12 protein-coding genes are annotated in these 9,596 nt (G+C 39.1%); 5 read left to right on the top strand and 7 right to left on the bottom strand.

Features of this window, described 5'->3' with window-relative positions; translation table 11 throughout:
- Nucleotides 1-57 precede the first annotated feature (57 nt).
- From purN to argF, 5 genes are all read right to left on the bottom strand, one after another.
- The gene (purN, locus tag ACWIX0_RS11740) at nt 58-672 is read right to left on the bottom strand and encodes a phosphoribosylglycinamide formyltransferase (protein WP_454174180.1); all 615 of its coding nucleotides are present in this window, start codon (nt 670-672) and stop codon (nt 58-60) included.
- 47 nt (nt 673-719) lie between these two features.
- Entirely contained in the window at nt 720-2,084 is a 1,365-nt protein-coding gene (locus tag ACWIX0_RS11735; protein WP_454174179.1) for a (Fe-S)-binding protein, read from the bottom strand.
- Nucleotides 2,081-3,496 carry an oxygen-independent coproporphyrinogen III oxidase gene (hemN, locus tag ACWIX0_RS11730; protein ID WP_454174178.1) on the bottom strand — a complete coding sequence of 472 codons (1,416 nt, stop codon included), beginning with the start codon at nt 3,494-3,496 and terminating at the stop codon, nt 2,081-2,083. The genes ACWIX0_RS11735 and hemN overlap by 4 nt, the downstream gene beginning before the upstream one ends.
- Before the next feature lie 84 nt (nt 3,497-3,580).
- On the bottom strand, nt 3,581-4,084 hold the full coding sequence (locus tag ACWIX0_RS11725; protein WP_454174177.1) for a DUF2603 domain-containing protein: 504 nt from the start codon (nt 4,082-4,084) through the stop codon (nt 3,581-3,583).
- Nucleotides 4,063-5,169, bottom strand: coding sequence for an ornithine carbamoyltransferase (gene argF, locus ACWIX0_RS11720; RefSeq protein ID WP_454174176.1), 1,107 nt, complete (start codon nt 5,167-5,169; stop codon nt 4,063-4,065). The genes ACWIX0_RS11725 and argF overlap by 22 nt, the downstream gene beginning before the upstream one ends.
- A 391-nt stretch (nt 5,170-5,560) precedes the next feature.
- Here argF and ACWIX0_RS11715 point away from each other — a divergent pair, with 391 nt between their 5' ends.
- The 4 genes from ACWIX0_RS11715 (at nt 5,561) to ACWIX0_RS11700 (ending at nt 8,404) form a co-directional block, all read left to right on the top strand.
- A complete protein-coding gene (locus ACWIX0_RS11715; RefSeq protein ID WP_454174175.1) occupies nt 5,561-6,160 on the top strand; it encodes a DUF502 domain-containing protein in 600 nt (199 codons plus the stop codon).
- Nucleotides 6,161-6,261: 101 nt separating this feature from the next.
- Nucleotides 6,262-7,251 (top strand): menaquinone biosynthesis prenyltransferase MqnP, encoded by a 990-nt coding sequence (gene mqnP, locus ACWIX0_RS11710; protein WP_454174174.1) that lies wholly within the window; start codon nt 6,262-6,264, stop codon nt 7,249-7,251.
- Nucleotides 7,252-7,275: 24 nt separating this feature from the next.
- Nucleotides 7,276-7,422, top strand: coding sequence for an HTH domain-containing protein (locus ACWIX0_RS11705; RefSeq protein WP_454174173.1), 147 nt, complete (start codon nt 7,276-7,278; stop codon nt 7,420-7,422).
- A gap of 19 nt (nt 7,423-7,441) precedes the next feature.
- On the top strand, nt 7,442-8,404 hold the full coding sequence (locus tag ACWIX0_RS11700; RefSeq protein ID WP_454174172.1) for a hypothetical protein: 963 nt from the start codon (nt 7,442-7,444) through the stop codon (nt 8,402-8,404).
- Between the two features lie 164 nt (nt 8,405-8,568).
- Here the strand turns inward: ACWIX0_RS11700 and ACWIX0_RS11695 are convergent, their stop codons facing one another.
- Both ACWIX0_RS11695 and ACWIX0_RS11690 read right to left on the bottom strand, forming a co-directional pair.
- The gene (locus ACWIX0_RS11695; protein ID WP_454174171.1) at nt 8,569-8,964 is read right to left on the bottom strand and encodes a type II toxin-antitoxin system RelE family toxin; all 396 of its coding nucleotides are present in this window, start codon (nt 8,962-8,964) and stop codon (nt 8,569-8,571) included.
- A complete protein-coding gene (locus tag ACWIX0_RS11690) occupies nt 8,964-9,185 on the bottom strand; it encodes a DUF6290 family protein (protein ID WP_454174170.1) in 222 nt (73 codons plus the stop codon). Before ACWIX0_RS11690 ends, ACWIX0_RS11695 begins: the two co-directional genes overlap by 1 nt.
- Before the next feature lie 81 nt (nt 9,186-9,266).
- On the opposite strand from ACWIX0_RS11690, the gene ACWIX0_RS11685 reads away from it, so the two are divergent.
- On the top strand, nt 9,267-9,437 hold the full coding sequence (locus tag ACWIX0_RS11685) for a hypothetical protein (protein ID WP_454174169.1): 171 nt from the start codon (nt 9,267-9,269) through the stop codon (nt 9,435-9,437).
- Nucleotides 9,438-9,596: the final 159 nt, after the last annotated feature.

Genomic DNA, 9,596 nt, shown 5'->3' with positions numbered 1-9,596 from the left:
TAGTCAAGACTCCTTTATTTTGTCTTAAGTTGTCTTGAGCCTTAGTCAAAATAGATTTTATTTGCAAGATTTTATCGCGTGAGTGATTGCTTGAGGGTAGAGGGTGTGTTCTAGTGCGTGGATTCTAGCTTCAAAGGATTCTAGGCTTTCCCCTTTTATTTTTACGAGTTTTTGCTGAATGATGATTTGCCCAGAGTCTAGCTCCTCATTTACCCAATGCACGCTAACCCCGCCAAAATCCTCATTTGCATAGTAGCTATCTTTGATAGCATTTGCGCCTTTGTGGAGGGGCAAAAATGAGGGGTGGATATTTATAGTGCGAAACTCACGCACAAAATCACTCCCCAAAATCCGCATAAATCCAGCCAAAACTACCAAATCGATTTTTTCCTTACGCAAAAGGTTTGCTAACGCTTTGTCAAAATCGGTGCGGGAGGCAAAATCTATGTGAGGCAAAATCTCGCATTTTAGCCCTAGATTTTTACAGCGCGTGATTCCATACACGCCCTTTTTGTTGCAAATAGCTAGGGCAAAATCAACTTGCAAACCTAAATCATCAAAATCATTTGCGCGAAAATGCGTAACGATATTTTCTAAATTGCTACCATTTCCGCTAAATAAAATCGCTATGCGGATTTTGCTTTTTTTGTTTGGTTTGTTTATTTGTCGCATTTTTTGACTTTTGATAAAAGATTTTGGATAAAAATTTTGACTACAAATTAGTATGGATTTTGTGGCAATTTTTGCGCGATTAGCTCTAGGGGGTGGGCAAAGCGTGCTTTGACATTGTTTTGGGACATTGCATTTGTGATTTGCATACGACACGCAGAGCATTCCGCGCTAATGATTTGTGCGCCACTTTTTGCTATCATATCTGCTTTTGGTTTGCCTGCTTTTAAAGTGAGCGCGTATCTATCTAGCTGCATACTCACCCCGCCAAATCCACAGCATCTATCAGGCTCGCTCATTTCTTTTATCTCATAGTTTGTGCTTAGAAGTGCGCGGGGTTCTTTATGGACTTTTAGGACTTTTTTTGCGTGGCAGGGGTCGTGATATGTCAGCGTTTGTGGGGTAGAATCTTTTGGGCTAGCAATATTTTTTGATTGCAAAATGGATTCTAATTTGGTGTGATTTTGTAGCCATTTGCTTGCCATTGCCATTTTTGGCGTGAGTCTTGCTAGCCTTGCTTGCCATTTTTCTCGCTCGTTTTTATCTTTTTGGGCATTTAGTGCGTGCGCCCAATCCACCATAAGCATAGCAGCACAAGTCGCCTCTGGGATAAGAATTGCATCTATTTCATCGATAAAGCCCTCAAAAAGCTCGATATTGCGCTTGATAAGAAAAAGCACCGTGTCAATATCTCCCGTGAAATACGCAGGCGCACCGCAACATTCCTGCTTAGGCACAAGGACATTTATATGCAAAGAATCTAGGATTTTTAGCAAACTTTCCCCTACTTCTATGTAGTTGTAGTTTGCAAGACAGCCGATAAAAATAGCGACTTTGTTGTGTAGCAAGGCTTGATTTTGTGTTTGATTTTGCGATAGATTTTGGCAATTTGGATTTTGTGAAGGTTGATTATTGTTTGTGTGCTTATGTGTAGGCAAAATCTCGCCACGATATTTTTGCAAAAAACTTTTTTTGACAAATGGAAACACCACGCGTTTGCTAAAAAAGATTTTGTTCCCTCCATCTACTTTCCTAAACGCGCAAGGTGCGACAAAATACGCAAAGCTAAACACAAAATCCATAATCTTTCTATGCCGAAGCAAGAAAAAATATAGCCTTTTATACCACGCGATTCCGTATTTTTGGGCGATGTCTATGCGGATTTTTTCGATAGCAGAGTCGATAGGCAAATGCGATGGACACAAATCCACGCAAGTCGTGCATAAAAAGCAGGATTCTACAAGGTTTTTTAAATCTTTTTGCAAAGGCAGTTCGCCTCTTTTATACGCACCGATTAAATCCAAATATCCGCGTGGAGAAGTCGTCTCATCACGGTTTAGCCGATAAATCGTGCAGTAGGGGATACATTTGCCACATTTTACGCAGGCATTTGAAGTTTGGCTAAAATCTATCATATTGTCTTGCTAAACACTCTCTTTTCTTGGGGTAGGGCGTGCAAGTAGCTGTCAAACACCATTGCGATATTGCGGATAAGTAGCCCGCCTGTGGCAGTGGTATAAAGCCCTTTGTCATTTATCTCTAGCACGCCTATATTTGCGTATTCTTTTAGTCTCTCTAGCTCGCTTGCAAAATGCGCTATAAAGTCAATATTATGCGTTTTTTGGATACTAGCAAAATCTAGCTTTAGGTTATTCATAAGCCCCATAATGACTTCTTTTCGTAATATATCTTCTTTGCTTAGTTTTATGCCTCGCTCCACAGGGATTTTGCCAGAATCTAGCGCGACTTCATAGCTTGCTATGTCTTTGACATTTTGGGTGTAGTAGTCTTTGCCCTCGCCTATGGATGTAAGCCCTATGCCGATAGTTTGGGAAAATCCACGCGTAGTGTAGCCCTGAAAATTGCGCCGTAATTCGCCTTTTTGTTTAGCGATATACAGCTCATCGCTTTTTTTGGCAAAATGGTCCATTCCTATCATTTCATAGCCGTTGTTGCCCAAAAAATCAATGGTATTTTTTAAAATCTCTAGCTTTTCTTGCGGGCTTGGCAAGTCGTTTTCATCGATTTTGCGCATCGTTTTTTTTAGCCACGGGATATGGGCGTAGTTAAAAATAGCTAATCTATCGGGGCTAAGGGATATGACTTTTTCTAGCGTGGATAAAAAGCTAGCTAGATTTTGCTTTGGCAAGCCATAGATTAAATCAAAATTTATGGATTTTATCCCGCTTTTTCTAGCGATATTTATGGCATTTGCCACTAATTCTATGCTTTGAAATCTATGCACGGCTTTTTGGACATTTTCATCAAAATCTTGCACCCCAAAACTAAGGCGATTAAACCCGCCATTTTTTAGCGTATCCATTTGGGAGGGTTCAAAATGTCTAGGGTCGATTTCACAGCTTACTTCGGCATTTGAAGCGAAGTTTGGAAATGTGGATTTTACTAGCGTGATGATTTGCTCTAATTGCGCAGAATCAAAAAAAGTAGGTGTCCCACCACCGAAATGAAACTGCACCACTTCGCGTGAAGTATCCATAAGGGTAGATAAAATCGCTAGCTCTTTTTTAAGGTAGGAAATGTAGCGCTCTTTTTTGTCCTGCTTGCTTGTGTAGATGACATTGCACCCGCAAAAATAGCACGCACTTTGACAAAAAGGCAAATGCACATAAAGCGACAAAGGAAGCCTGCGCTCTTGTGTGTCAAAGCTATCATTGCGTTTTAGGGATTTTTTTAGCTCATTATAGTCAAAATCCGTGCTAAACTCCACCGCCGTAGGATAGCTCGTATAGCGCGGGGCGGATTTGGAGTATTTGGCAAATTTAGCAAAATCTATTTGGCTAGATTGTGAATTTTGAGTGGTTTTCATTTGTTTTGATTCCAAGTTGTTGTGTTTTGGTGTTTAGATTTTATTGTTGCGCGATTTAGGGATTTTGTCTTAAATATTTTGTATCTAAAAATGCTTGCGCAAAAAATGTGCATCAAGGTTAAAAAACAAATTTGGGTGGGATTTTTTGATTTCGCTAATGATAGATTTTGTGTTGATATGCGGTGGCAAAGAGCCGTCATTTCGCCTTTTGGATTCGATTTTGTCAATGGCTACTGCCATCACATCATCAAAATCAATCGGTGCGCTTTGTATCACATCTCGCCCTAGCTCTAAAAGTAGCTTTTCTTCGTTGATTCCCTCTATGGCAGATAGGACTTTTTTTAGCACGGAGTGGGGGAGCAAAAGGTATTGCTCCCCCTCCTCATCTTGTATCCACCACGCTTCTTTATTGTTAAATGTAGCTTTTTGTTCGCATTGTTGCTCGCTAGGATTTGTAGATTTTGCCTGCGTGGTTTTCGCGCTTTTTTGGATATTTAGCAAAATCTGCGTGTTGGATATTTTTGACGCCTTGATAAAATTTTCGCTATCAAAAAAATCCGCTAATGTTATTTTGTTGCTAGTAGCCATAGCATTATTCCTTTTTGAATGTGTAGGCGATTATTTGCTTCTTGCCATACGCGTGATTGCGCTCCCTCGATGACTTCTTCGCTCACTTCATAGCCTCGATATGCGGGCAGGCAGTGCAAAAAGATTGCATTACTATGTGCTTTTTGCATTAACGCTTGGTTAATGCAAAATCCCTCAAAAGCGCGGATTCTATCTTGCTTTTCTTCTTCTTGCCCCATAGAAATCCAAGTATCAGTTGTAAGCACATTTGCGCTATTTACTAGATTTTCTAAGGTGTTTTGCACAGCTTTTTGGCTTGCATTTTGTGGCAAAATCTCTATGTGGATTTTGGCATTTGAGGTGGTGGCTAGATTTTGGGCTAGGGCGATGATTTTTTCATCTGGGGCGTATTTTTGCGGGCAAAGCACTCGCAATTCAACCCCCAAAATCCCCGCTAGCTTTAGCCACGAATGCGACATATTATTTCCATCGCCTATGTAGGTTATGATTGGGGCATTTTCACAAATGCGTTTTGGCAGTGGATTTTGTGTCTTTATAAAATCTAGGGCATTTTGTTGCAAATGAGTTTTTATAAACAAATCAAAATGCGGGGCAAAATCCTCCGCATAGATTCCACATTCTATCATTGTAAGCATATCAGCCATCACTTGCAGGGGGTGAGATAAATCTGTGAGGGCATTTATCACAGGCGTGCTTGAATAGCGGGCAAACTCCTCTAATCCATCGTGTGAAAAGGTGCGTATAGCGATAATATCCACCATAGAGCTAATCACCCTTGCGCTATCTTTGATAGGCTCGCCTCTGCTTATTTGCGTGTCTTTACCCATAAGGATTATCGCTTTGCCACCTAGCTCATATACGCCTGCTTCAAAGCTAACGCGTGTGCGGGTAGAGGGCTTTTCTAAAATCAACGCTAGTGTAGGGGAGGGCAAAAAATCTATATTTTTAAATCCTAGATTTTGTGGGGCAGGGGATTTGCATAGATTTTTGGCATTTTGTGAGAGGGATTTTAGTATTAAGCTAAGGCATAGCATATCATAAAGTTCAGCTTTGCTAAAATCTTTTAAGCTAAGAAAATGTCGCATTTTATGCCTTTTTGTGGGGTGTTGATTTTTGTGATTTTAGGGCTTTACAAAGGGTTTTTATTGTAGTGTAAATCGCTATTTTTATTTAATGTTTTTTTAATATTTTGGCAACCATCAAATATTTTGGCAAATATTTTGCAAAATATGGGCAAAAATAAAAAGCGTAAATATACTTGAATCTGCCTAAAAATATTCTAAAATCTAGCAAATTTTTGCGTGATTTTTGGATTTTGCTAGATTTTGGATTTTTGTGCGATTTTTGGATTTAAGATTTGGAAAATCAAATAGATAGCAAGCAAGCCACCAAAAACATAAAATAATATAGCAAAAATGCGATATATCAAAATCTAATCTAAAATCTTTAAGACTAAGTTGAGACTAAAGGAACAAAATGCAAAAAGATTCTACACCGCGTAATAATATTTTTTCACATTTCATAAGTGCGTTTTTTACGCTTATTGGCAGAGGATTGCTAGCCTTAGCTCCTATCATTATTTTGCTTTGGTTGCTAAAATTTGCCTATGATTTTATCGCCCACATTGTGGGTGCGATATTTGACACCACTGAGCATAATATGTTTGCTACGATTATGATTTTGGCGATTTTGCTAGGGATTTTGCTTTATAGCGGACATTTGCTAGAAAAGAAAAAAGATTTTATTTTGCTAAAGATTTCAGAATTTTTCATCGGCAAAATCCCATTTATAGCTTCTATCTACAATGTCATCAAAGATATGGTAAAAATGTTTTCTGGTGGCAATGATAAACAATACTTAGGCGTAGGCTACATAAAGCTAGGGGACCAAGAAGTAATAGGTTTTATCACAAAAGAAGAGCAAAATGATGAGGGCGAATTTTTGTGGGTATTTGTCCCCACCACGCCAAACCCCACTTCAGGCTTTCTTTTTCGCGTGCCTAAAGACAAAGTAAAAAGAAGTGATTTATCCGTAGCGGAGGGATTCAAAAAAGTCGTTTCATTAGGCATAAAATAATACAATGTTTGTTTTTTAAGTAATCGCGCTATTGTTGTGGCGACATTGCTTAAAAAATTGCGCAAAGCAATACAAAATCTAATGCAACATAAGGCAAAATAATGGATACAAACCCCCCAAAATCTATAAAATCTAGCATAGATTCCACTACCAAACCAAAAACAAAATCTACAAAACACCTCCCCGCAAAATCATCTTTTTTTCAAAATCTTATCGCCCAAATATCGCATTTTAGCGAGCTAGTGGCTTTTAAGCATACGATTTTTAGCGCGTCTTTTATATTGATTGCGATGTGTGTGGCTAGCGTGCAGCGCAATGCTAGCATCTGGGTAGGGTGGGGGACATTTTTTTTATGCGCTCTAGCCCTTATCACAGCGCGAAATTTTGCAATGGCGTTTAATCGCTTTTGTGATAGGCATATCGATGCGAGAAATCCGCGCACCACTTCTCGCCCTAGCGTAGATGGCAGAATCTCTAGCGCGTATGTGGTGATTTTTTGCGTGATAAATGCGCTTGGTTTTATTGCTACAAGCTATTTTATCAATGATTTGGCATTGGCTTTAAGCGTGCCGTTTTTAGTAATTTTGGGTGGATATAGCTTGATGAAGCGATTTAGCTCATTAGCGCATTTAGTGCTTGGCATCTCGCTAGGACTAGCCCCCATAGCAGGTGTCATCGCCGTATCAGGAGAAATCACTGCTTGGAGCGTGGTTTTGGCGTGTGGGGTGGCATTTTGGGTGGCTGGATTTGATATTTTGTATTCTTTGCAGGATATTGAGGTGGATAAAAAAGAGGGGCTTTTTTCTGTGCCTTCACGCTTTGGGGTAAGGGGCGCGCTTATGTTTTCAAGGATTTTTCATCTGCTTGCTGTTATGCTTTGGGGGTGGTTTGGGATTTTAGCAGGGCTTGGTGTGTTTGGTTTTGTGGGGATTGCTATTGGCGCGCTTATGCTGTGCTATGAGCAGTATTTGGTAGGCAGAGATTTTGCAAATATCCCAAAAGCATTTTTTGTAACAAATGGTTATTTGGGTTTTATTTTGCTAGCTTTTGTGGTGGTGGATTCTTTTATTTTTTTGTGTAATGCAAAATAAAATCCAAAAATACAAGGAGTAAAAATGACATTTTTAGAATTAGCCGAAGTGGTTTTGAAAGAGGCGAAAACGCCACTACATTATAAAGAAATGTGGCAAAAAGCCGTGCGTGGTAAGATTTTACATTCCACATTTTGCTATATTTGCTACAATCACGGTTTTAAATTTTAAAACACAAAGGACAGCACAAATGAAAAACGCATTAGCAAGGATTGTTGTTTTTATCGCGGTAGGATTGTGCGGGGTTGGGGTATTTTTTAGCGGTTGTGCGAAAGATAGCGAGGCTACGCAAATCATCATAGAGCAAATCAAAGCGCAAGAAGCGGTGGCAGAAATCCTCCCAACTGATGAGCGACCGATTTTTGTGGATTCTAAAGGCAGGGAAGATTGCAAGCTTGCACTGATATTTAAGCTAGATTGGGGGAGAGATGAGGAGGGCTTTTCAACGCGTGTTGAAAAGCCATTCAAAGACAAGCTAAAAATTGCGAAAACTAAATCTAAGACTTTTTGGGACGGGGAATGCGTAAATGGCTATGCAGATGGCATCGGCGCGGAAATCTCCCCAAATGGCGAGGTGTTAATCGCAGAATATAAAGATAGAATCCCGCGCTATGTCTATGCTTATACACCAAAGGGCGTATTTAAGCGCAATTATGAAGTCTTTATCGCGCAATATGAGGAGGGCTATAAGGACATATATGATAACCATAGATATGGCTTACGCTCCAAAAATAAGGGGCAACACATTAGCATAAAAAACAAATGGGTAGAATTTACCATAGAGGACAACAAAGACAAACAAGCAGGGGATAACAAAGATAGTTGCGAAAGCCAAACTTGCAATCTAGCCAACGAATGCGAGCGTGAGAATCACAAAGCGCAAGATGATGAGTGCAAGTTTGATTTTGATGAGGATAGCTTAAAGCAACTAAGTCGCTACAAAATCGATTTAGAGGACACTTTTCATAGACTTAAGCAATCTATTTCTATCATAGAGCGTTATAAACAACAAACCTGTGGAAAACCTAATGCGACAAATTCCACAAAGCGTAATAGTCATTATGAAATATGCGATATTGTGATGAACTACGAACAAGGAATGAAGTCTTTAGAAAGACTACTTGCTCAACTTTCAAATAAAGCAAAAAAATAGTTTGGAATGGTGGAATACGCGTTTTAATGCGTTATTGTGAGCAGATTTGTCAAAATCCGCGTGGCAATCTATGTATTTTTTCATTATATCGTAGATTGCCACGCAAGTCTTGCGACTCGCTCGCAATGACGATATATTATTTACGATAAAATATATTTTAAATTTTAAAAAGGACAAAAACAAATGAAAAATGTAGGCAAAGTCAAATTGATTTTGATGAATGCTCTGGCTATTATTTCAAGCAAGTAGGCGATAATGTGGAGCTTATCAATTTGCATTATCAATGTGTGTAGGGGGTGTGAGTTAGTTATATGCTTCGCTTCTGTGCGTGATTTCAAGGCAGAGGATAATGAGTTCATTATCGTTGATATGACAGATAAGGCGATAATCACCAACGCGATAACGCCAAAGATTAAGAGATTCCCCACCAAAGCCGTGCCTTTGTCGCGGGGATTTTCTAGGGTTTCTAGCTCTAGCACATACTTTTTTATACGCTTTTGCGTTACGCTATCTAACTTATCAAGTTGCTTTTCTGACTTTTTATCAAAAATAACCCGCATTAGATTCTAAGCCTCTCAAAGACTTCTTTTGCAGGTGTGCCTTTCTCGCCACTCTCCAAATATTCTTTATACGCTTGCTCGCCAATCCTCGCATCCTCTAAATCCTCCAAATATTGCAAAATCATCTCTTTCAAAAGGTGTTCTTGCGAGATGCTACGCTCTTTTGCTAGATTGAGTAGCATTTTTTCTGCCTCTTTTGGCAATTCTACAACTACGCTCATTTGCTTATCCTTTATCGTAAAATCTAGCAATTATAGCATAAAGCACTCAATTTACGCATTTGTTGTTGTCATATTGAGGTTTTGCTAGAAACCGAAATATCTCTATTTTGCAAAGATTGGGATACTTCGGGCTACGCCACTCAGTATGACAACAAATTGTCATTGCGAGCAAAAATAAGCATAGTGAAATTTTTGCGTGGCAATCCATTCAAACAATGCTACAAAGTGGCAAATGCAAGGAATAAACGCTAAAATTTGGCATTTCAATTTTTAATTAAGGATAGCGTCTTACAAATACGAATATTATAGAAAGCAAAAATGTAGGGTAGCTCAAAGGCTAGGTTAATGAAAATCAAATTTTGTGGGTTATTTATTTTTTCTGCAAAAATTTTTGGCTATAATTTTTGATTA

The organism is Helicobacter sp. T3_23-1059 (assembly GCF_053654515.1).
This window is presented reverse-complemented; position numbering and strand designations above follow the sequence as displayed.

Excerpts from the sequence above, each read along its gene's own strand:
- purN (WP_454174180.1), bottom strand. The coding sequence starts at position 672 with ATGCGACAAATAAACAAACCAAACAAAAAAAGCAAAATCCGCATAGCG.
- ACWIX0_RS11735 (WP_454174179.1), bottom strand. The coding sequence starts at position 2,084 with ATGATAGATTTTAGCCAAACTTCAAATGCCTGCGTAAAATGTGGCAAA.
- hemN (WP_454174178.1), bottom strand. The coding sequence starts at position 3,496 with ATGAAAACCACTCAAAATTCACAATCTAGCCAAATAGATTTTGCTAAA.
- ACWIX0_RS11725 (WP_454174177.1), bottom strand. The coding sequence starts at position 4,084 with ATGGCTACTAGCAACAAAATAACATTAGCGGATTTTTTTGATAGCGAA.
- argF (WP_454174176.1), bottom strand. The coding sequence starts at position 5,169 with ATGCGACATTTTCTTAGCTTAAAAGATTTTAGCAAAGCTGAACTTTAT.
- ACWIX0_RS11715 (WP_454174175.1), top strand. The coding sequence starts at position 5,561 with ATGCAAAAAGATTCTACACCGCGTAATAATATTTTTTCACATTTCATA.
- mqnP (WP_454174174.1), top strand. The coding sequence starts at position 6,262 with ATGGATACAAACCCCCCAAAATCTATAAAATCTAGCATAGATTCCACT.
- ACWIX0_RS11705 (WP_454174173.1), top strand. The coding sequence starts at position 7,276 with ATGACATTTTTAGAATTAGCCGAAGTGGTTTTGAAAGAGGCGAAAACG.
- ACWIX0_RS11700 (WP_454174172.1), top strand. The coding sequence starts at position 7,442 with ATGAAAAACGCATTAGCAAGGATTGTTGTTTTTATCGCGGTAGGATTG.
- ACWIX0_RS11695 (WP_454174171.1), bottom strand. The coding sequence starts at position 8,964 with ATGCGGGTTATTTTTGATAAAAAGTCAGAAAAGCAACTTGATAAGTTA.
- ACWIX0_RS11690 (WP_454174170.1), bottom strand. The coding sequence starts at position 9,185 with ATGAGCGTAGTTGTAGAATTGCCAAAAGAGGCAGAAAAAATGCTACTC.